General features: G+C 67.8%; 19 protein-coding genes. 10 read left to right on the top strand and 9 right to left on the bottom strand.

What is annotated here, in order from left to right:
* Positions 1-226: 226 nt before the first annotated feature.
* Positions 227-997, bottom strand: a complete 771-nt coding sequence (locus B4A72_RS07300; RefSeq protein WP_292959098.1) for an EAL domain-containing protein — start codon at positions 995-997, stop codon at positions 227-229.
* A 139-nt stretch (positions 998-1,136) separates the two neighbouring features.
* On the opposite strand from B4A72_RS07300, the gene B4A72_RS07305 reads away from it, so the two are divergent.
* Positions 1,137-1,718 carry a DNA-3-methyladenine glycosylase I gene (locus B4A72_RS07305; protein WP_292959026.1) on the top strand — a complete coding sequence of 194 codons (582 nt, stop codon included), beginning with the start codon at positions 1,137-1,139 and terminating at the stop codon, positions 1,716-1,718.
* On the opposite strand, the gene B4A72_RS07310 is transcribed toward B4A72_RS07305, so the two are convergent.
* Positions 1,693-2,241, bottom strand: coding sequence for a TlpA disulfide reductase family protein (locus B4A72_RS07310; protein ID WP_292959028.1), 549 nt, complete (start codon positions 2,239-2,241; stop codon positions 1,693-1,695). The genes B4A72_RS07305 and B4A72_RS07310 overlap by 26 nt on opposite strands.
* Positions 2,242-2,264: 23 nt before the next feature.
* Between B4A72_RS07310 and argH the strand changes: the two genes are divergently transcribed.
* From argH to B4A72_RS07330, 4 genes are all read left to right on the top strand, one after another.
* On the top strand, positions 2,265-3,671 hold the full coding sequence (gene argH, locus B4A72_RS07315; protein ID WP_292959030.1) for an argininosuccinate lyase: 1,407 nt from the start codon (positions 2,265-2,267) through the stop codon (positions 3,669-3,671).
* Positions 3,668-3,817 carry a lipoprotein gene (locus B4A72_RS07320; RefSeq protein WP_292959032.1) on the top strand — a complete coding sequence of 50 codons (150 nt, stop codon included), beginning with the start codon at positions 3,668-3,670 and terminating at the stop codon, positions 3,815-3,817. Before argH ends, B4A72_RS07320 begins: the two co-directional genes overlap by 4 nt.
* Complete coding sequence (lysA, locus tag B4A72_RS07325) at positions 3,818-5,083, top strand: diaminopimelate decarboxylase (protein WP_292978281.1); 1,266 nt, start codon at positions 3,818-3,820, stop codon at positions 5,081-5,083.
* Positions 5,084-5,178: 95 nt separating this feature from the next.
* On the top strand, positions 5,179-7,626 hold the full coding sequence (locus B4A72_RS07330; RefSeq protein WP_349678619.1) for a DUF4175 domain-containing protein: 2,448 nt from the start codon (positions 5,179-5,181) through the stop codon (positions 7,624-7,626).
* A 27-nt stretch (positions 7,627-7,653) separates the two neighbouring features.
* Here B4A72_RS07330 and B4A72_RS07335 read toward each other — a convergent pair whose 3' ends face one another.
* Positions 7,654-8,418, bottom strand: a complete 765-nt coding sequence (locus B4A72_RS07335; protein WP_292978283.1) for a zinc-ribbon domain-containing protein — start codon at positions 8,416-8,418, stop codon at positions 7,654-7,656.
* Between the two features lie 96 nt (positions 8,419-8,514).
* Here B4A72_RS07335 and B4A72_RS07340 point away from each other — a divergent pair, with 96 nt between their 5' ends.
* The 4 genes from B4A72_RS07340 to B4A72_RS07355 are packed head-to-tail and all read left to right on the top strand — an operon-like array spanning position 8,515 to position 11,921.
* Positions 8,515-9,189, top strand: coding sequence for a cell division ATP-binding protein FtsE (locus B4A72_RS07340; protein WP_292959040.1), 675 nt, complete (start codon positions 8,515-8,517; stop codon positions 9,187-9,189).
* A complete protein-coding gene (locus B4A72_RS07345; protein ID WP_414692193.1) occupies positions 9,186-10,115 on the top strand; it encodes a cell division protein FtsX in 930 nt (309 codons plus the stop codon). Before B4A72_RS07340 ends, B4A72_RS07345 begins: the two co-directional genes overlap by 4 nt.
* A complete protein-coding gene (locus B4A72_RS07350) occupies positions 10,112-10,936 on the top strand; it encodes a lysophospholipid acyltransferase family protein (protein ID WP_292959042.1) in 825 nt (274 codons plus the stop codon). The genes B4A72_RS07345 and B4A72_RS07350 overlap by 4 nt, the downstream gene beginning before the upstream one ends.
* A 34-nt stretch (positions 10,937-10,970) precedes the next feature.
* Positions 10,971-11,921, top strand: coding sequence for a dihydrodipicolinate synthase family protein (locus B4A72_RS07355; RefSeq protein WP_292959044.1), 951 nt, complete (start codon positions 10,971-10,973; stop codon positions 11,919-11,921).
* Here the strand turns inward: B4A72_RS07355 and glcF are convergent.
* Genes glcF through B4A72_RS07370 form a run of 3 tightly spaced genes read right to left on the bottom strand, consistent with a single transcriptional unit; the run spans position 11,918 to position 15,781 of the window.
* Entirely contained in the window at positions 11,918-13,210 is a 1,293-nt protein-coding gene (glcF, locus tag B4A72_RS07360; RefSeq protein ID WP_292959046.1) for a glycolate oxidase subunit GlcF, read from the bottom strand. The two genes, B4A72_RS07355 and glcF, sit on opposite strands and share 4 nt — an antisense overlap.
* A gap of 1 nt (position 13,211) precedes the next feature.
* Positions 13,212-14,342 (bottom strand): glycolate oxidase subunit GlcE, encoded by a 1,131-nt coding sequence (glcE, locus tag B4A72_RS07365; protein ID WP_292959048.1) that lies wholly within the window; start codon positions 14,340-14,342, stop codon positions 13,212-13,214.
* Positions 14,339-15,781, bottom strand: a complete 1,443-nt coding sequence (locus tag B4A72_RS07370) for an FAD-linked oxidase C-terminal domain-containing protein (protein ID WP_292959100.1) — start codon at positions 15,779-15,781, stop codon at positions 14,339-14,341. The genes glcE and B4A72_RS07370 overlap by 4 nt, the downstream gene beginning before the upstream one ends.
* A 138-nt stretch (positions 15,782-15,919) precedes the next feature.
* Here B4A72_RS07370 and B4A72_RS07375 point away from each other — a divergent pair, with 138 nt between their 5' ends.
* Positions 15,920-16,705 (top strand): FCD domain-containing protein, encoded by a 786-nt coding sequence (locus B4A72_RS07375; protein ID WP_292959050.1) that lies wholly within the window; start codon positions 15,920-15,922, stop codon positions 16,703-16,705.
* Here the strand turns inward: B4A72_RS07375 and B4A72_RS07380 are convergent.
* From B4A72_RS07380 to B4A72_RS07390, 3 genes are read right to left on the bottom strand one after another with little or no spacing between them, the layout of a single operon-like run.
* Positions 16,702-18,204 (bottom strand): tripartite tricarboxylate transporter permease, encoded by a 1,503-nt coding sequence (locus B4A72_RS07380; RefSeq protein ID WP_292959052.1) that lies wholly within the window; start codon positions 18,202-18,204, stop codon positions 16,702-16,704. The two genes, B4A72_RS07375 and B4A72_RS07380, sit on opposite strands and share 4 nt — an antisense overlap.
* Position 18,205: 1 nt before the next feature.
* Positions 18,206-18,637: a tripartite tricarboxylate transporter TctB family protein gene (locus tag B4A72_RS07385; RefSeq protein ID WP_292959054.1), complete on the bottom strand. Its 432-nt coding sequence runs from the start codon at positions 18,635-18,637 to the stop codon at positions 18,206-18,208.
* Positions 18,634-19,599, bottom strand: a complete 966-nt coding sequence (locus B4A72_RS07390) for a Bug family tripartite tricarboxylate transporter substrate binding protein (RefSeq protein WP_292959056.1) — start codon at positions 19,597-19,599, stop codon at positions 18,634-18,636. Before B4A72_RS07390 ends, B4A72_RS07385 begins: the two co-directional genes overlap by 4 nt.
* Positions 19,600-19,620: the final 21 nt, after the last annotated feature.

Genomic DNA, 19,620 nt, shown 5'->3' on the forward strand with positions numbered 1-19,620 from the left:
CCTTGGCCTGACACGGGCCCGATCAGGGCGACCGACGGCGCCGACGGTTACTCTGTCTGCGCGGCGTCACAGGGTCTAGGCGGCGCCACCGGTCGCGCAATGCGCGGCCCGGCGGAAGCGACCGCGCCGGGCTGTGCCCGGGGCGCGCGCGTTTTCCGGCGGTGTCCCGGCCGGATCGCGATCCATGCGATCCGTGTTCGGATTGCCGGATACCCGCACGACGGCCTCAGCGGCGCGCCACCGAAGGCGGAGTCTTCCAGGGTGGCGCAATCGTCGGGGCGCCGAAATAATAGCCCTGCAGGCAGTCGATGCCGCTGTCGATGAGAAAGCTTGCATCCTCGGCCGTTTCCACCGATTCCGCGACGGTGAACATGTCGAAATGATGCGCGATGGACATCAGCGCGCGAGTCAGCACCTGATTGTCCGGATGCTCGGCGATCTCGCGGATGAATTGCCCGTCGATCTTGATCATGTCGAAACAGAAATCGCGCAGATAGCGGAACGAGGTATAGCCCGCGCCGAAATCATCCAGCGCCAAGCTGATCCCGTGCCGCTGCACCTCCCGCATGAAATTCCGGACCTGATCGGGCATCCCCATGGCCGAGCTTTCGGTGATCTCCAGAATCAGCCGCTCGCCCATATGCGGATCGGCCGAAATTCCGTCGCGCAGCGTCCGAATCCAGTCGGGATAGCCGATCGAGCGTGCCGACATGTTGACCGAGAGGCGCAGGCAGGGATCCTCGGCCAGGGCCTGAAGGCCCAGCGACAGGGACAGACAATCGATCTGGCGGCCCAGTTCGGTCGTTTCGGCCACCGGCATGAAGTCGCGCAGCGGCACGATCCGGCCGCTGTCGTCGATGATGCGGATCAACCCTTCGTAGAAGGCCGGCCGACCCGGCTGGGCGGCCTGCACGATCGGCTGATAGGCAAGGACCCCATTGCCCTTTTCCACCGCCAGGCGCACGGCGGGCAGCGTGATGCGGCTTTGCTGATCCATCGCATAGTCCAGCGGCGATCCTCTGGGTGGGGTGCCTTCCTTCACGTCAAGCCTCGTCTTCGGTCGTTTGTTGCACTTTGCCCATGATGTCTTAACCTGAGATGAATTCGCAGCGATTTCTGGAGTCAGGGTTAACGCTATGGTTGTGGGGCGCTGTGCCTGGTGCGGAACCGATCCGCTCTACGTCGCCTATCACGATACCGAATGGGGCGTACCCGAACGCGATGCGCGGGCCTTGTGGGAAAAGCTGGTCCTGGACGGTTTTCAGGCCGGGCTGAGCTGGATCACCATCCTGCGCAAGCGTGACAATTTTCGCGAGGAATTCGAGGGTTTCGACCCCGAACGTGTGGCCGGCTGGGACGAGGCGCGGATCGCGAGGGCACTGCAGAATCCGGGAATCATCCGTCATCGCGGCAAGATCGCGGCGACCGTAAAGGGCGCCCGCCTGTTTCTGCAGATCGAAGCGGCCGAGGGATTCGCGCCCTTCCTGTGGTCCTTTACCGGCGGCGGCCCGATCCTCAACCGTTTCGAGACCTCTGCCGAGGTGCCGACCGCCACGCCCGAATCGATTGCGATGTCAAAGGCGCTGAAGAAACGCGGCTTCAATTTCTGCGGTCCGGTCATCACCTATGCCTTCATGGAGGCGACGGGGATGGTGAACGATCACGTCACCACCTGTCACCGCCACGCGGCGATCACTCGGATGTCAGTTCGCGAATGACCTGTTTCGCGGCATCGCCCGACCAGTCGGCATCGCCCATCAGACGCGCGACTTCGCGGCCCTCGCGGTCCACCAGAACGCTGACCGGCAGGCCGACGACGCCCATTTCGCGGGCGAGCCGCTGTTTGGGATCCAGCAGGACGGGCAGGTTCCGGACCCCGGTCTGATCGAAGAAGGCGTCGATCTTGGAAACCGTGTCGCGTCCCGTGGCGATGGTCAGGACCTCGAAATCCTCGCCGCCCATCTCGGCCTGCAGCGCGTCCAGAGAGGGCATTTCCTTGCGGCAGGGCGGGCACCAGGTCGCCCAGAAATTCACCAGCAACACCTTGCCCCTGTAATCGGACAGGCGGTATTCGCGGCCGTCGCGGTCGGTGAAGGGGGTTTCGCCCACCGCGGGCGCATTCTCGGTCGGCAGCAGCCTTTCCAGCCCCGCCTCTCGCGCCGCCTGCCAGTCCACCTTGCCCGCGAAGGCGGGATTTGCACCGATGAACAGGGCCGTATAAAGCAGGGCGAGACGCAGCATGTGACCTCCGAAGGACTTTCCCTATGACCGACCGGCCCCAGGACAAGGACGCCGCCAACAGCATGTGGGGCGGTCGTTTCGCCGCCGGGCCGGACGCGATCATGGAGGCGATAAATGCCTCGATCGACTTCGACCGGCGGCTCTACGCCCAGGACATCCGGGGCAGCCGGGCCCATGCCGCCATGTTGGCCGCGCAGGGCATTATCAGCGATAGCGATGCGAAGGCGATCGGGGAAGGGCTGATCACGGTCTTGTCAGAGATCGAGACCGGTGATTTTCCGTTCAGCGCGGCGCTGGAAGACATCCACATGAATGTCGAGGCGCGGCTGAAGGACATTATCGGCGAACCCGCAGGCCGCCTGCATACGGGCCGGTCGCGCAACGATCAGGTCGCGACCGATTTCCGGCTGTGGGTGCGCGACCAATGCGACGCCGCGATCGCCGGACTGCAGGCGCTGATCCGCGCGGCCTTGTCGCAGGCCGAAAGCGGCGCGGACTGGGTCATGCCGGGCTTTACCCATCTTCAGACCGCCCAGCCGGTGACATGGGGTCATCACATGATGGCCTATGTCGAGATGTTCGGCCGCGATCTGTCGCGGTTTCGGGATGCTCGCCGGCGGATGAACGAATCGCCCCTGGGGGCGGCGGCGCTCGCCGGCACCGGTTATCCGATCGACCGAGAGGCGACGGCGAAGGCACTGGATTTCGCCCGGCCGATGGCCAACAGCCTGGACGCCGTCAGCGACCGCGACTTCGCGCTGGAGTTCCTGTCGTCGGCCTCGATCTGTGCGGTCCATCTGTCGCGCCTGTCCGAGGAGCTGGTGATCTGGTCCTCGGCCCAGTTCCGCTTCGTGTCGATGTCGGACAAGTGGTCCACCGGATCCAGCATCATGCCGCAAAAGCGCAATCCCGACGCCGCCGAGCTGATCCGCGCCAAGATCGGGCGGATCCTGGGGGCGACGGTGGCGCTGTTCACGGTGATGAAGGGTCTGCCGCTGGCCTATTCCAAGGACATGCAGGAGGACAAGGAACAGGTCTTCGATGCCGCCGATCACCTGATGCTGGCTCTGGCCGCGATGACGGGGATGCTGTCTGACCTGACCGCCAACCGCGACCGGCTGGAGGCCGCCGCCTCGGCCGGGTTCTCGACCGCGACCGATCTGGCCGACTGGCTGGTGCGCGAGGCCGGCCTGGCCTTCCGCGAGGCGCATCACGTCACCGGATCGCTGGTCGCGCTGGCCGAGAAGAAGGGCTGCGACCTGCCGGATCTGACCCTGTCCGACATGCAGGCGGTCAATCCGGCGATCAGCGCCGGCGTCTTCACCGTTCTGGGCGTGCACAATTCGGTCGCCTCGCGGCAAAGCTATGGCGGCACCGCGCCCGATCAGGTGCGCGCCCAGATCGCCCGCTGGAAGGAGATTCTTGCATGACACGATTGCTGCTGATTGCCACCCTTTTCCTGTCCGCCTGCGGTGTGGACGGGCCGCCCCAGCGTCCGGCGAAGAAACCCTTCGAGCAGAACGCCCGCGTCACCATTTCGGGAGATGCCCGGATGGGCGTCTCGACGGAGTTCTAGGTGGACCATTTCAACTATCGCGACGGCACGCTGTGCGCCGAGGACGTGCCGCTGACGCGGATCGCGGCCGAGGTCGGCACCCCGGTCTATGTCTATTCCGCGGCCACTCTGACCCGCCATTTCGGCCTGTTCCGGCAGGCGCTGGACTGGACCGATCACCTGGTCTGCTTCGCGGTCAAGGCCAACAGCAATCTGGCCGTCCTGAAGCTGCTGGGCGATCTGGGCGCGGGCATGGATGTCGTGTCGGGCGGGGAATACACGCGGGCCCGCGTGGCGGGCGTGCCGGGCGAGCGGATCGTGTTTTCCGGCGTCGGCAAGACCCTGGCCGAGATGCGTCAGGCGATCGAAGGCGGTATCCGGCAGGTCAACATCGAGAGCGAGCCCGAGATGCGGGCGCTTTCGGACCTGGCCGTCACGATGGGCGCCGAGGTGCCGGTGGCGATCCGGGTGAATCCGGACGTGGACGCGAAGACACATGAGAAGATCGCGACCGGCAAATCGGAAAACAAGTTCGGCATCCCGATCGCCAAGGCGCGCCAGGTCTATGCCGAGGCGGCGGCCCTGCCGGGGTTGCGGGTGGTGGGCGTCGACGTGCATATTGGCAGCCAGCTGACCGATCTCGATCCCTATCGCGCGGCCTATGCGAAGGTCGCCGATCTGACCCGCGCGCTGCGCGCCGATGGCCATGCCATCACCCGGCTGGACCTGGGCGGGGGTCTGGGCATTCCCTATCGTCGCGACAACAATGCCCCGCCCCTGCCGCTGGAATACGGTCAGGTGATCCGCGAGACGGTCGGCGATCTGGGCTGCGAGATCGAGATCGAGCCCGGCCGCAACATCGTCGGCAATGCCGGTGTGCTGCTGTCGCAGGTGATCTGGCTGAAAGAGGGCGAGGGTCGCGATTTCCTGATCGTGGACGCGGCGATGAACGATCTGCTGCGACCGGCCATGTATGGCGCCCATCACGATATCGTTCCGGTGGCCCAGCCGGGGGTGGCAGCCGAGGTCCGGCGCGTCGATGTGGTGGGTCCGGTCTGCGAATCGGCCGATACGTTCCAGAAGGGCGTCGATCTGCCGACACTGGGCGCGGGCGATCTGATCGTCTTCCGCTCGGCCGGCGCCTATGGGGCGGTGATGGCCTCGGAATACAACTCGCGTCCGCTGGTGCCCGAGGTGCTGGTCAGCGGCGATCACTTCGCCGTCATCCGCGCCAGACCGACATTTGAGGAAATGTTGTCCCGCGATACCATCCCGGAATGGCTTTGACGCGACACCCGGTTCCGACGTCACCGCCGGGGGCTGTCCGCCCCCGGACCCCCGAGGGTATTTTCGCAACGAAGAAGGGCAAGATTGGCCGGGCCCTGCGTCTGACCCGGTGGGGGATGATCTGGGAGCGCGGTGCGCGGGCCTTCTGGCCGCTGCTGGCGCTGCTGGCCGTTCTGTTCGCCGTCCTTGCCCTGGGCGGCGTGGAATCCTTGCCGACGATCGCCCTGCCGTGGTTGGGCGGGGCGGCGATGGCCGCGCTGATCGTTGCGGCGATCGTCGGGGGGCTGCGCTATCGCCGGGTGCGCGAGTCCGAGGCGCTGGAACGTCTGGACCGCACCCTGCCGGGCCGACCGCTGGCCGCGCTTGGCGATCATGCCGTTCTGGGCGGCGAGGGGGCCTTGTGGCGGGCGCATTTGGTGCAGATGCAGGCGCGGGCCGAGGCGGCGCGGGCCGTGCGCCCCGACGCCGATCTGGCCCGTCGCGATCCTTTCGCGCTGCGCCTGGCGGCGATGGTGGCGCTGGCCATGGCGCTGATCTTTGGCGGCGCCGGCCAGATGGGACAGGGGATCAGCGCCATCGCGGCGACGATGGGGCGGCCGCTGGCCAATGCGCCGGGCGACCCGGCAGGACCGTCCTGGGAAGGCTGGGCCGAGCCGCCGCGCTATACCCGCCGTCCAACGATCTATCTGAACGCGCTTCGCGAGGGAGAGGTGCTGGAACTGCCCAAAGGCAGCGCCGTCACCTTCCGCCTCTATGGCGAGGGCGCCGCGGTGACGCAGGATATCGGGCCTGCCGTTTCGGATGATGGACAGGCGCCGGGTTTCCGGGCCGAACGATCGGGCGCGATCACGGTCGCCGGACGTCGCTTTGACGTGACCGTCCTGCCCGACCGCGCGCCGGTGATCCGGGCCGGGGCGGCGCCCACGCGACGCGCGGATGGCCGCCTGATCCAGGAATTCCAGGCCAGGGACGACAACGGCGTCGTCTCGGGTCAGGCGCGGATCGCACTGGACCTGGCCTCGGTCGATCGCCGCTTCGGTCTTGCCGTCGATCCCGAGCCGCGCGATCCGATCGAATTGCAGCTTCCGCTGCCGCGGTCGGGCGACCGGCGTGAGATCCGGGGGCAACTGGTCGAGGACCTGGCCCGGCACCCCTGGGCGAACCTGCCGGTCACGCTGACGCTGGAGGCGGTGGACGGGATCGAGCAGGCCGGCCTGTCCCAGCCGTTGCAAACCCTGCTGCCGGGCAAGCGGTTCTTCAACCCGCTGGCCGCCGCCCTGATCGAGATTCGGCGCGACCTTCTGTGGTCGCGTGAAAATGCGGGCCGCAGCGCCGAGATCCTGCGGGCGGTCACCTGGCAGCCGCAGGGCTTTGTCGATCAGACCCTGTATCAGGAATTGCAGCGCGCCATCGGCATGCTCGAATCAGGCGATCTGTCGGCGCAGGACCGCGACAAGCTGGCCGAGGCGTTGTGGAAGGCGGCGATGCTGCTGGAAGATGGCGGGCTGTCGGATGCGCTCGAACGGATGAAGCAGGCGCAGGAAAAGCTGTCCGAGGCGATTCGCAACGGTGCCAGCAAGGACGAGATTCAGCGGCTGATGGACGAATTGAAGGACGCGACCGACGCCTATACCCAGATGCTGGCCGAACAGGGCCAGCAGGACCAGTCGGACCGCTTTGCCCAGAACCAGCAGGGCCAGCAGATCACCGGCGATCAGATCCAGCAGATGATGGACGAAATCCAGCGCCTGATGAACGAGGGCCGGATGGCCGAGGCGCAGCAGCTTCTGGAACAGTTCAACCGGATGATGGAGAACCTTCAGGTCACCCAGGGGCAGGGCGGCAGCGGCAGCGGCCAGCAGGGTCAGGGCAACCGGTCGATGAATCGTCTCGCCGATACCCTGCGGCAACAGCAGCGCCTGTCGGACGAGGCGTTCCGCGACATGCAGGAACAATTCGGTCAGGGCCAGAGCGGCCAGCCGTCGCAGAATTCGCAGGATTTCGCCGACCGTCAGAGGGGCCTGCGGGAGGAATTGGGCCAGCAGCGCGGGATGCTGCCGGGGCAGGGACTGGAGCAGGGGGACGAAGCCCGGCGGCAACTGGACGAGGCCGGGCGCGCGATGGATGACGCCGAACAGGCGCTGCGTGATGGCGATACCGGCGGCGCCTTGCAGCGTCAGGCCGATGCGATCCAGTCGCTGCGCGAGGGGATGCGGGCGCTTGGCGACATGCTGAACCAGGACAGCGGGCAACAGGCCGGCGAGGGTCAGCAGCAGGGCGGGCAGCAGGCCGGCGCGCAGGATGGTCAGGGACAACAGCCGGGAGGCGGGATGCGCAGCGAAGGCCGGCCGATGCTGGACCCGCTTGGGCGACAGCGGTCGGGCAACGGCAACGTCGTCACCTCGGGCGACCCTCTGGCCGAGGGGCTGGATCCGGCGAAACGCGCCCGTGACCTTCTGGATGAAATCCGGCGCCGCAGCGGCGACCGTCAGCGGCCGCAGGACGAACGCGACTATCTGGGCCGCCTGCTGGACCGGTTCTGAGCCCGCGCGTGGTTTGGGCCAAGCGGATCAGGCGAACAGCGCGCTTGCCCGATCCTGCAGCCACAGCCGCGCCTGATCCAGGCCCTCGCGGAGATCCATCAGAAAGGCGCCGAAGGGACCGGCATCCGCCATCGGCGGTGCCAACAGGTAAAGCGCGACGACCGAGGCCGCGATCATCGCCGAAAGCCCGAACCCCATGCCATAGCCCGAACGACGCGGCTGTGTCGGGTTCGCCTGCACGGCCGGTTGTGGCCGTCCATCGGCCGTCGCGGCGCTGCTTTTCGTGACTTCCGGGGCAGCGGTGGCGGGGGCCGTCGCGATTGTCGGTATGTCCTGCGCGGATCGCGCCGCCGGGATTTGTGCGGCCGGGTCGGCTGTGGCGTTGCGTTGAACGGCCGTCACCGTCGTCGCGGGCCAATCCGGATCGCCGCGTTCGGCGGCGCCAGGTCCGGCGCCTGCCGGTTCCTGCGCGGCTGCCGGCCGGCTTTCTAAGCCGTCCTCGTGAAAGCGGGCGCGGCGTTCGTGTTCCACCTCCTCGCGCAGGATAGACAGCACGTTGTCGGGCACGCGGCGGCGCGGTGGCTGGACGCGGGCTTGCGGAACCGGTGCCTCGGATTCGGCCACGCTGAAACGGCTCAGATCCATCGGCTCGGCGGTCCGCGCCGGACGTTCGCCATGCCAGACCCTGCCGCAATCGCTGCATTCGACCTCGCGGCCTTCGGGGGGAATCGCCTTTTCGGGGATGCGGTATTCCGCATCGCAGCCCGGACAGATCAACCTTATTTCCGCCATGCCGACCCTCGCATTCGCCTTGTCGCTGTTCTATCAAGCGCGGGTCCGGCTTCCAAGCGGCCGGAGCAGGATCCCGGTAACGAATGGGGGTGGCGCTTGATCGAGATGCAGGATGTCGGCTTCGGCTATCGCGGAGGGCCTGCGCTGTTGTCGAACATGACGCTGAGCCTGCAGCCGGGCATGTTCCATTTCCTGACCGGCCCGTCCGGCGCGGGGAAGACGACCTTGCTGCGGATGCTCTATGCCGATCTTTTGCCGACTTCGGGACGGATCACGGCCTTTGGCGCCGATATCGGCAGCCTCGGGCGCGACGACATCGCCCATCTGCGCCGGCGCGTCGGCGTGGTGCATCAGGATGCACAATTTCTTGATCACCTGCCGGTGGCCGAAAACGTTGCCCTGCCGCTGAGCGTCGCCGGCCAGAATGTCGAGATCGAGGCCCTGCGCGATCTTCTGGGCTGGGTGCAGCTTGCCCAGCAGGCGCGGTCGCTGCCGCCGTCGCTGTCGGGGGGCGAACGGCAGCGGGCGGCGTTGGCGCGCGCGGTGATCCTGTCGCCCGACCTGATCCTGGCCGATGAGCCGACCGGCAATCTGGACTGGGACATGTCGATGCGGTTGATGCAATTGCTGATCGAGCTGAACAAATCCGGCAAGACGGTGCTGGTCGCCACGCATGATCTGAATCTGATCCGGGCGATCAAGGCCCAGGTCGCGGCGCGGGTGCTGCGGATCGCGGGCGGGACGTTGCAACTGGCGGGGAGCGATCTGTGAAACGCAAGGATTTTCGCAAGCCGAAGCTGGGCGCGCTGTGGCAGCAGCTTCTGCGCGGCGATGGCGGCAAGGGTGACCGGATCGTGCCGCCGACCGGCTTCACCGCGCAGTTGACGCTGTTCTCGGCCGCGGCGATGGCGTTTCTGGCGGTCTTCGCGCTGGCCCTGGCCCTGGCCACCGGGCGGCTTGCGGATCGCTGGTCCTCGGAACTGGCGGGCTCGGTCACGGTGCGGGTCAGCGCGCCGCTGGGTGAACAGCAGGCGCTGACGGAATCGGTGATGGGCATCCTGCGCACGACGCCGGGCGCCGGCGCGCCGGAACTGCTGGACGACGCCCAGGTCGCCGATCTTCTGACGCCCTGGTTCGGCCCCGACGTGCCGGTGGATGCGCTGCCGGTGCCTTCGCTGATCGAATTGCCGATCGCCAGCGGCGATTTCGACGCCGAGGGCCTGCGCCTGCGCCTGGAGGCCGAGGCGCCGGGCGCGATCCTGGACGATCACACGCAGTGGCGGCGGCCGCTGGTCTCGGCGGCCAACCGGCTGCGGGCCCTGGGGGTCGTGTCGCTGGCGCTGATTGCGGCGACCTCGGCGGCAATGATCGCGCTGGCCGCGAAGGCGGCGCTGGCCGCGAATCGGCAGGTGATCCGCGTCTTGCGCCTGATCGGCGCGCGCGACATCACCATCGCGACGGCCTTTGTGCGCCGCTTCACCCATCGCGCGGCAATCGGATCGGCGGCGGGCACGGTGATCGGGCTGATAGCGATCGCGGCCCTGCCCGAGATGGATGCGGCGGGCGGATTCCTGACCGGTCTGGGTTTTCGCGGCTGGAGCTGGCTGATGCCGCTGCTGATCCCGGTCGTCGCCGCCGCGGTGGGCTTTTTCGCGACCCGCTGGGCGGCGCTGAAGATGCTGGGCGCGGTCCGATGAGCGCGCGGCGCGACGATGCCACGCCCGGCCCTCTGGGCCCGTGGCAATATGTGCAGAACGCCCTGTTCTATCTGCATATCGCGCTGGCGACGGTCACCTACGGCCTGTTCGGCCTGCCGCTGGTGGCGTTTGGCGGCGCCAGGGGGGCAAACCGTGTCGCGACGGCCTGGATCGGCCATCTGCTGTGGGCCGCGCGTCTGCATCTGGGCGTGTCCTGCGAGGTGCGCGGCACGGCGCCCACCGGCGATTGCATCGTCGCGGCCAAGCATCAGTGTTTTCTCGACATTCTGGTGCTGGCCCATGCCCTGCCGCGCCGTGCCTTCATCATGAAGCGCGAGGTGATGCGGGTTCCCGTCATGGGCTGGTATGCGTGGAAGGTGGGTTGCATCCCGATCGACCGCAGCAAGGGACGCGATGCCCTGCGCGCGATCTCGGCCACCATCAACCAGCGGCTTGCGGGTGACGGACTGGGCCAGCTGATCATCTATCCCGAAGGCACGCGGACGCGCCCGGGCGAGCGGCGCAACTACAAGCATGGCGTCGCCACGATCCGGGCCGCGACGGATCTGCCGGTGGTCCCGGTCGCGGTGAATACCGGCCTGTTCTGGCCGCGAAAGGGCTGGGGTATCCGGCCGGGCCGCCCGGTGGTCGAATTCCTGCCGGTGATCGATACCGGGGTCCCGCCCGAAGGTTTCCTGCCCCGGCTGGAGGCCGAGATCGAAACCCATTCCGATCGTCTGATGGAACAGGCAGGCTTCACGCTGCCATCGGGCCGCGAGGCCGATCCCCTGCACGAGCCGCGCCCCCCCTTCGCGGACTGACGCGGCGGGGCGGCGCCAAGATATGGGGGACGACATGACGGCGGGTCTTGAGGCAAGGCGCAGCATCTTTCACGGCCTTTCGGCCTTTCCGATCACGCCCGCCGATACTGCGGGCCGGATCGAGGCCGCGGCATTGGGTGCCATCCTGGAGCGGCTGGCCTCGGCCGGGGTCGATTCGATCGGACTTCTGGGCAGCACCGGCAGCTACATGTATCTGGATCGGGATCAGCGACGCCGCGCGCTGCGGGTCGCGGTCGACCGGCTGGGCGGCAGCACGCCCCTGATCGTCGGCGTCGGCGCGATGCGTACCGACGAGGCACGGGCTCTGGCGCTGGACGCGGCTGACTGCGGGGCGGACGGCCTGCTGCTGGCACCGGTTTCCTACACACCGCTGACCGAGGACGAGGTGTTCGCGCATTTCCAGGCTGTGGCAGAGGCCAGCGATCTGCCGCTTTGCATCTACAACAATCCCGGCACGACGCATTTCACCTTTGGCCCGACCCTGCTGGCCCGGCTGGCCGGCCTGCCACGGGTCCGGGCGGTCAAGATGCCGCTGCCGCCCGGCGGCGATCATCGGGCCGAGATCGCGCGATTGCGGGCCGCCGCGCCGGAAGGTTTTTCCGTCGGCTACAGCGGCGATTGGGGATGCAGCGCCGCGCTGCTGTCGGGGGCCGATGCCTGGTTCAGCGTGGTGGCGGGAATTCTGCCCCGTCCGGCTCTGGATCTGGCTCGCGCGGCGCAAGCGGGCCGCCGCGACGAGGTGGCGCGGATCGAGGCCGGTTTCGCGCCGCTCTGGTCGCTGTTCCAGCGCCATGGCAGCCTGCGCGTGGTTCATGCCATCGCCAATCATCTCGGGCTCACCGATGCCCAGCCGCCGCGCCCGATCCTGCCGCTGGACGACCGGGCACGGGCAGACACGATCCGCGCCATCCGGCCCCTGATCGAGATCCGAGCGCGGCCCGGTCCGGGCAATCGTTGCCCCTAGGTGATCGGCAGCCCACGCGGGCGCGGGCCCCCGGTGGCCCAGTCCAGCAATTGCACGGTATGGACGACCGGAACGCCGGCCTCGCCGCCGATCTGCATCATGCAGCCGATATTGCCCGCGCTGATGACCTGCGGCGACAGCGCCTTCAGCGTCGCGACCTTGCGTTCCTTCAACTGCGCCGAGATGGCGGGCTGCATCAGGTTGTAGGTTCCGGCCGAACCGCAGCAGATATGCGAATCCTTCGGCTCCAGCACGGTAAAGCCGGCCGCCGCCAGCAGATCCTTGGGCGCGCTGCGAATCTGTTGGCCGTGTTGCAGCGAACAGGCCGCGTGATAGGCCACGCGCAGCGGCGCGGCGCGGGTGGCGTCACGCAGGCCAAGTTCGGTCATCACCTCGGTGATGTCCCTGGCCAGGCCGGCCACGCGGGCCGCATCCCCGGCCAGCGCGTCGTTGCGGAACATGTGACCGTAATCCTTCACCGTGGTTCCGCAGCCCGAGGTGTTGATGACCACGGCGTCCAGACCCTCGCCCTCGATCTCGGCTGTCAGCGCGGCGATATTGGCCGCGGCCGCGGCATGGCTTTCGCCGGTCCTGCCCATGTGATGGGTCAGCGCCCCGCAACAGCCGATGCCGCGCGGGATCACCACCTCGCAGCCATGCCGGCGCAGCAGCCGGATCGTGGCGTCGTTGATATCCGTGTTCAGCGCCCGCTGCGCGCAGCCGGTCAGCAGGGCGACGCGCCGGCGGCGCGGGCCATCCGCCGGGAAGACCTGCGGCTCGTCGTTGCGGCTGGGCGGGGGAATCTCGGACGGCGCCATGTCCAGCATCGCGCGCAGGCGCGCATCGGGAACCAGCCGCCGGAACGGGCGCGCGATCCTGGCGCCCAGCAGGGCCAGCCGGAAGCGCCCCGGATAGGGCAGGATCCGCGACAGGATCCAGCGCAGCGCCCGATCGGACCAGGGACGGCGATAGGTCTGTTCGATATAGGCGCGCGCATGATCGACCAGATGCATGTAATGCACGCCCGAGGGACAGGTGGTCATGCAGGACAGGCAGGACAGGCAGCGGTCGATGTGCAGAACGGTTCTGGCATCGGGCACCTTGCCGTTTTCCAGCATGTCCTTGATCAGGTAGATGCGGCCGCGCGGGCTGTCCAGTTCGTCGCCCAGCACCTTGTAGGTCGGGCATGTCGCGGTGCAGAAGCCGCAATGGACGCAGGATCGCAGGATCTGGTTGCTGCGCGCGGTGTCCGGGTCGGCAAGCTGGTCGGGGGTGAAGTTGGTCTGCATGTCAGCGGTCCATCAGGCCGGAATTGAAAATGCCCGCCGGGTCGAAGACCTGACGCAACCCTGCCGACAGTGCCGCCAGCTTGCCCGCAAGCGGCGGAAAGGCCGGCCCGTCCAGCCCGGCGCGCCGGATCAGCGTGGCGTGGCCCCGATGGCAGGCGGCGCGCACCGTCCCTGCGTCGCCCGGCCCGGCATACCAGATCAGCCCGCCGCCCCAATCCAGCGAGACCTGCCCGCCGGTCGCCGTCAAAGCGGTGCAGATCGCCGGCGCATCGCCGGGTTTCGCCAGGATCCGCCATAACGGCATCTTGCCCGCGAAATGCGCGACATCGCGCAGATCGCGCCACAGCCGGGCGGTTTCGCCGGCGTCCAGAACCTCGATCCGCCGGTCGCCGAACATCGCCGCCAGCCGGTCGCGGCGGTAGGCCACCTGCCTGTCCAGGCCCTCGATCCGCAGGAAGGCCGCGCCGTCGCGAAACGCCGCGCCAGAGACCTCGAACGGGGTCGCCAGCGCCTGCGAGGAAATGCGCACGGCATCGGTCACGTCCAGACCATGGAAGGCCAGCGTGGCCGAGGCCGGGGCCAGCGGCAGCGTCTTCAGCGCCACCTGGGTCAGGACGCCCAGCGTGCCGAAGGATCCGGCCAGCAGCTTTGACAGATCCAGCCCGGTGACGTTCTTCATCACCCGGCCGCCATTCTTCAACATGCGGCCCTGCCCATCGACGAAGCGCACGCCCAGAAGATGATCGCGACAGGCCCCCGCGCGCAGCCGCCGCGGCCCCGAGGCATTGGCGGCGACCACGCCGCCGATCGTCGGCGTGCCCTCGGTCCCAAGCACGCCACGCATGTCCGGCGGTTCGAAGGCCAGCGCCTGTCCTTCGGCGGCCAGCATCGACTGGATGTCGGGCAGCGGCGTGCCCGCGCGGGCGATCAGCGTCATCTCGCCCGGCTCGTAGGTCACGACGCCCGACAGCCCGGCCGTGTTCAGACGCGGGCGGTTCATGGTCATCTCGACCCGGGTGCCGCCGCCCGCGATGCGCAGGCGCCGCTGCCGGGCAAAGCAATCGGCGACGAGGCCGGTCAGATCGGACTCGCTGGCCGGGGCCAGATCGTCGCGGGTCAGCGTCTCGCTCATTCGGCGGCCCTGCTGCGGTGGCTGGCGCTGCTGTCCAGCGGGAATACCTTCGACGGGTTCAGAAGCCAGCCGGGATCGAACAGATCCTTCACCTCCATCTGGATCGCCAGATCGGCGGCATCGTATTGGCTGGTCATCAGGTCGCGCTTTTCGACGCCGACGCCATGTTCGCCGGTCAGGCAGCCGCCGACCTCGACACACAGGCGCAGGATGTCGGCGCCCATCGCCTCGGCCCGTTCCAGCTGGCCGGGCTGGTTGGCGTCGAACAGGATCAGCGGATGCATGTTGCCGTCGCCCGCGTGGAAGACGTTGGCGACCTCCAGCCCGTGCTGACGCGACAATTCCCCGATCCGACGCAGGGTATGGGGCAACTGTCCCACCGGCACCGTGCCGTCAAGACAGATGTAGTCGCCCAGCCGCCCCATCGCGCCGAAGGCCGATTTGCGGCCCTTCCAGATCGCCAGCGCCTCGTCGGCATTGCGGCTTTCGCGGAATTCGACCGGGTTCAGCGCATCGGCGATCTGGCGGATGCGGGCCAGCTGGTCGGCGATCTCGTCGGGCGATCCCTCGACCTCGACGATCAGCACGGCGGCGCAATCGGGATAGCCGGCATGGGCGAAATCCTCGACCGCGCGCAGGCAGGGTTCGTCCATGTATTCGATGGCGACGGGCAACACGCCCGACCGGATGATGTTGGCGACGCATTGCCCGGCGATTTCGGCGTCGTCAAAGCCGATCAGGACCGGACGCGCGCCCTCGGGGCGGGGCAGGATCTTCAGGATCGCCTCGGTCACGATGCCCAGCTGACCTTCCGAGCCGCAGAACAGGCCCAGAAGGTCCAGCCCGGCAGGCCCGGATTCGGGGCCGCCCAGTTCCACGATCTCGCCGGTCGAAAGGACCACCGTCGCGCCCATCAGGTTGTTGGTGGTGACCCCGTATTTCAGGCAATGCGCGCCGCCGGAATTCATCGCGATGTTGCCCGCGATGGTGCAGGCCAGCTGCGATGACGGGTCCGGCGCGTAGAAGAAGCCCTCGGGTTCAAGCTCGGCGCTGACCGACAGGTTGGTGACGCCGGATTGCACGCGGATGAAGCGGTTCTCGGTGTCGATGTCCAGAAAGGCATTCAGCCGCATCGTCCCGATCACGACGCAATCGGCCGTGGGCAGCGCCCCCCCGGCCAGCGAGGTGCCTGCCCCGCGTGGCACGACCGGCACCCCCAGGCGATGGCAGACGCGCATTGCCGCCGCCACCTCGTCGGTGGACCGCGGCAGAACCACCGCCAGCGGCGCGCAGCGATAGGCGGTCAGCGCGTCGCATTCATAGGCCCGCGTCTCTTCGAGGTCGGCGATCACGGCGTCGTCCGGCAGGGCGCCGCGCAGGGCCGCAACGATCTGGGACTTGCGGGCGATCACCGCCGGATCGGGCGGTGGCATCAGGATCGTGGACATGGGCCTTCCTCCCTTCGGTCAATCTTGGTAAATTAAATTGACCATCGCTGTCAATGTGCCGGTCTTCCGGTTGCAGCGCAGAGCGTTTCGTCAAAGGATGCCCCAGCCCGGCCCATCATGCGAGTCCCGATGTCCGATCCCAGCATCAAGCCCGAACGCGCCGCCGATTCTGTCGCGCGGCATCTGGAAACGCTGATCCTCGAAGGTTCGCTGCGCCCCGGAGAGGCGCTGCTGCCCGAACGCGATCTGGCCCTGGCGCTGGAGGTGTCGCGGCCGACCCTGCGCGAGGCCTTGAAGATGCTGGCGGATCGCGGGCTGCTGGAGCCTGTCAGGGGCCGCGGGATCCGCGTGGCGTCGCTGGGTCGCGAGGCGATCGCGGATCCGCTGATGGCCTTGCTGGAGGCGCGGCCCGACGTGGCCGACGACTACCTCGAATTTCGCGGCATCGTCGAAAGCCAGGCGGCGGCGATGGCGGCGGAACGGGCGAACCGGGTCGATCTGGACCTGATCCGCGCCTGTCTGGACCGGATCGACGCGGCCCATGCGGGTGGCGATCCCGACGACGAGGCAGCGGCCGATGCGGCCCTGCATCAGAACATCTGCGAGGCCAGCCACAACCTGGTCCTGTTGCAGATCATGCGGGCGCTGTCGGGCAATCTGCGCAGCGACGTGACAAAGAACCGCGCGCGCCTGTTCGCCCTGCCCGCGATCCGCGATTTGCTGCGCGACCAGCACCGGGCCATCGCGCAGGCGATTCTGGATCGCGACCCGGCACGCGCGCGAAACGCCGCGCAGACGCATCTGGATTACGTGCGCGAGGCCGTGCTTGGCATCGAGGCGGCCGAGGCCCGGCTTGACCTGTCGCTGCGACGCTCGCGCAGCGGCGGGCTGGGCCGGCGCCCCGGCGGCGCCTAATCCTCGGTTTCGGGGATCGGCATCATCCGGCGCCGCGACAGCCACAGCGACAGGGCCAGAAAGGCCGCCGTCAGCGCATAGATCGCCAGCGCGATCGGGCTTTGCAGCAGGATCAGGAAATCCCCGCCCGAGATGGACAGCGCCCGGCGCAGGTTGTTTTCCATGTCCATGCCCAGCAGCAGGCCCAGAACCACCGGCACCAGCGAGAAATCCAGCTTGCGCAACACGAAGCCCAGAATTCCGAAGCCGACCATCACCATCAGGTCGAACGCCGCATGGGTGATGGCATAGACGCCCAGATAGCTGATCGCGACGACCAGCGGCATCAGGCCCCAGGCGGGCAGGCCCAGCACGCGGGTGAACAGGCCGATCAGCGGCAGGTTCAGCACCAACAGCACGAAATTCGCCAGATACAGCGCCGCAACCAGACCCCAGACCAGATCCGGGCTGCGCTGGAACAGCAGCGGCCCCGGCTGGATGTTCAGCGAGATCAGCATGGCCAGCATCACCGCAGTCGTCCCCGATCCCGGCACGCCCAGCGTCAGCATCGGGATCAATGCTCCGCCGCTGGCCGCGTTGTTGCCGGCCTCGGGCGCGGCGACACCGCGCGGATCGCCCTTGCCGAAGGTGCCCTTGTCGCTGATCCGCTTTTCGAAACTGTAGGACATGACCGCGCCCAGCGAGGCGCCCGCGCCGGGCAGGATACCGGCGATGAAACCGATGATCGAGCCGCGAAAGGATGCGCCCAGCCCCTCCCTGATGCGGGAAAAGCGCGGAAAGACGCTGCCTTTCGGGACCAGCCCGCCGCCATGGGCCCGGGCTTCCAGGAAGAACAGGATCTCCGAGATGGCGAACAGGCCCACCAGCGCCACGATCGGATCGAACCCGTCATAAAGATTGAAGCTGCCGAACGTATAGCGGGCCACCCCGGTCGATGGGTCAAGGCCCACCGTCCCCAGCATCAGCCCCAGCAGCGCCGCCAGCAGCGTCTTGCGGGGATCGCTGCCGGTGATGCCGCCGATCGTGGCGAAGGCCATCACATACAGCGCGAAGTAATCCGCCGGGCCGAAATAGATGGCGGCCTTGGCCAGCAGCGGCGCGAACAGGGTCAGCCCGATCGTGGCCAGCGTCGCGCCGATGAACGAGGCCACGCCCGAAATCGCCAGCGCGTCGGCCGCCTGACCCTTCCTCGCCATCGGAAAGCCGTCCAGGGTGGTCATGATCGCGGGCTCGTCACCCGGAATGTTCAGCAGGATCGCGCTGATCCGCCCGCCATACATGCAACCGTAATAGACCGCCGACAGCAGGATCATCGACGAGGTGGCGTCCAGCCCGAAGGCGAAGGTCAGCGGAATCAGGATCGCCACGCCATTGACGGGCCCCAGCCCCGGCAGCGCGCCGATCAGCGTGCCGGCGAAACAGCCACCCACGATCAGCGCCAGATTGATCGGCAGCGCCGCGACGGCAAAGCCCGCCCAGAGCGAATTCAGAATGTCCATCCTAGCCGAACCACGTTCCAAGCAACGGCAGGGGCAGGCCCATCAGCCGGTCGAACAGAAGATAGAGGCCGGGCGCGGCGATACCGGCCGTCGCAAGGCCCGGCAGCACGGGCGCGCCCATCAGCAGGCCAAGACCCAGCACCGCCCCGAAGGTCGTGGGCACGAAGCCCGCGGGCTCCAGCAGCAGGGCATAGCCGATCAGGATCGCCATCGCCGCCGCCTGCCGCGCAAGGCCGGCCGAACCGGCCCATTCGGCGTTGTGGGCAGGCCAGATGATCAGCGTCAGGCCCAGCAGGATGGCCGGGATACCGATCACGCGCGGAAAGATGGCAGGCCCCAGCGGATCGCCGAAGCCTGCCGTGTATCCGGCCGACAGCCAGACATAGCCGGCCGCCAGCACGAAAAAAGCCAGTCCGGCCAGCCGGTCTGTCACTGAATGACCCCGATCCGGCGCGAGATATCGGCCATCTCCTTTTCCTGTTGGGCGACATAGTCGGCGAATTCCTGGCCGCCGCGCCAGATCGGCTCCAGTCCGCTGGACCTGGCGGTTTCCTGCCAGCCGTCGGATTCATAGAGCTTTTGCAGCTTGTCCACCCAGGCCTGGTAATCCTCGTCGCTGACATCGCCTCCGGTATAGAAGCCGCGCCAGTTGTAGCCGGTCACGTCGTAGCCTTGCGACTTGGCCGTGGGCAGGTCCGGAAAGGCCGAGACCGGCTGGTCCGATAGCACCGCCAGAACCCGGATATCGCCCGATTCGACAAAGCCCTTGATCTCGCCCAGGTCGGCCGAGACGACCTGCACCTGACCGCCCATCATCTGCGTCACCGCCGGGCCGCCACCGTCGAACTGCACCCAGCGGATGCCGGTCAGATCCTCGATACCCGCGGCCTGCGCCAGCATCATCAGGCGGATATGATCCCAGCCGCCCGCCCCGGTCGAACCCGAGGTGACGACCGAGGCCGGATCGGCCTTCAGCGCCTCCAGCAGCTGGTCCAGCGACTCGTAGGGGCTGTCCTTGGCGACCGCGATGATGCCGACATCGGCGCCCAGCATCGCCAGCCAGCGCATCGTGCCGATATCCGAGGGGTATTTGCCCTGCGCGATCTGCGTCACGCCGACGGTCGAGGTGGCGACGATCAATTCGGGATCGTCGGCCCGCTTCGAGGCCACATTGGCCCATGCCACCGCGCCCACGCCGCCCGGCATGTTCGTCACCTGAACGTTGCCGTCGACCAGCTTTTCCTCGGACAGAAGGCGGCCGACCTCGCGGCAGGTAAAGTCCCAGCCGCCGCCGGGATCGGCCGGGGCGATGCATTCGGCGCCCAGGGCGGGCAGGGCGAACAGCATCGCCGCCCCGATCCCCGCGACCTTCAATCCGTTCAGTTTCCAGATCATCCTTGTCCTCCCTCGATGATG

Origin of the sequence: Paracoccus sp. UBA5162 (genome assembly GCF_002413585.1) — a bacterium.
Lineage (GTDB): Bacteria > Pseudomonadota > Alphaproteobacteria > Rhodobacterales > Rhodobacteraceae > Paracoccus.

What these genes read in the sequence shown, in the direction of transcription:
- B4A72_RS07305 (WP_292959026.1), top strand. Translation starts at nt 1,137, where the DNA reads ATGGTTGTGGGGCGCTGTGCCTGGTGCGGAACCGATCCGCTCTACGTC.
- B4A72_RS07320 (WP_292959032.1), top strand. Translation starts at nt 3,668, where the DNA reads ATGACACGATTGCTGCTGATTGCCACCCTTTTCCTGTCCGCCTGCGGT.
- B4A72_RS07375 (WP_292959050.1), top strand. Translation starts at nt 15,920, where the DNA reads ATGTCCGATCCCAGCATCAAGCCCGAACGCGCCGCCGATTCTGTCGCG.
- B4A72_RS07300 (WP_292959098.1), bottom strand. Translation starts at nt 997, where the DNA reads ATGGATCAGCAAAGCCGCATCACGCTGCCCGCCGTGCGCCTGGCGGTG.
- B4A72_RS07310 (WP_292959028.1), bottom strand. Translation starts at nt 2,241, where the DNA reads ATGCTGCGTCTCGCCCTGCTTTATACGGCCCTGTTCATCGGTGCAAAT.
- B4A72_RS07390 (WP_292959056.1), bottom strand. Translation starts at nt 19,599, where the DNA reads ATGATCTGGAAACTGAACGGATTGAAGGTCGCGGGGATCGGGGCGGCG.
- B4A72_RS07355 (WP_292959044.1), top strand. Translation starts at nt 10,971, where the DNA reads ATGACGGCGGGTCTTGAGGCAAGGCGCAGCATCTTTCACGGCCTTTCG.
- glcF (WP_292959046.1), bottom strand. Translation starts at nt 13,210, where the DNA reads ATGCAGACCAACTTCACCCCCGACCAGCTTGCCGACCCGGACACCGCG.
- glcE (WP_292959048.1), bottom strand. Translation starts at nt 14,342, where the DNA reads ATGAGCGAGACGCTGACCCGCGACGATCTGGCCCCGGCCAGCGAGTCC.
- B4A72_RS07350 (WP_292959042.1), top strand. Translation starts at nt 10,112, where the DNA reads ATGAGCGCGCGGCGCGACGATGCCACGCCCGGCCCTCTGGGCCCGTGG.
- B4A72_RS07380 (WP_292959052.1), bottom strand. Translation starts at nt 18,204, where the DNA reads ATGGACATTCTGAATTCGCTCTGGGCGGGCTTTGCCGTCGCGGCGCTG.
- argH (WP_292959030.1), top strand. Translation starts at nt 2,265, where the DNA reads ATGACCGACCGGCCCCAGGACAAGGACGCCGCCAACAGCATGTGGGGC.
- B4A72_RS07335 (WP_292978283.1), bottom strand. Translation starts at nt 8,418, where the DNA reads ATGGCGGAAATAAGGTTGATCTGTCCGGGCTGCGATGCGGAATACCGC.